The following is a 478-nucleotide window of genomic DNA, read 5'->3' as shown; positions in this document are numbered from 1 at the left end:
CTTCCAAAAGGCCCGCGTCACGCAACCTGTCGATCGGGACGGTCCGCAGCACCTCCCGGATCTTCTCGTCGTCGGCCGGGTCCGGGCCCGGCGCGGGACGGAGCAGGCCGAGGAGGTGTTCGCCGAGCTCGCGCGGGGTCGGATGGCTGAAGACGAGGGTGGACGGCAGACGCAGTCCGGTCTGCGAGGCCAGGCGGTTGCACAGTTCGACGGAGGTCAGTGAGTCGAAGCCGAGGGGGGTGAACGCCTGGTTGATGTCGATGTCCGCGCCCGAGGAGTGTCCCAGCACGACGGCGACCTGGTCGCGGACCCAGTCGAGCACCGCTGTCTCCGCCTCGCCCGGCGGCAGGGCGGCCACCGTGGCGGGCAGTCCGAGCGGGCGGGTACGGCCGCCGGAGTCCGGCCCGGTCCGGTGTGCACGGCCGCCGTCGACGAGGTCGCGCAGCAGAACGGGCAGGTCGTCACCGGCCGGGTCGCG

The 478-nt window shown here is 73.0% G+C and carries 1 protein-coding gene; it reads right to left on the bottom strand.

Features of this window, described 5'->3' with window-relative positions; translation table 11 throughout:
* Positions 1-478 (bottom strand): acyl carrier protein (locus RM812_RS42205; protein ID WP_311586320.1); only part of this gene is annotated, 478 nt, incomplete at both ends.

Origin of the sequence: Streptomyces lancefieldiae (genome assembly GCF_031845825.1) — a bacterium.
In the GTDB taxonomy this organism is placed as follows: domain Bacteria; phylum Actinomycetota; class Actinomycetes; order Streptomycetales; family Streptomycetaceae; genus Streptomyces; species Streptomyces lancefieldiae.
Note: the sequence above shows the minus strand (reverse complement) of the source record. Positions and strands in the feature narration are given on the sequence as shown.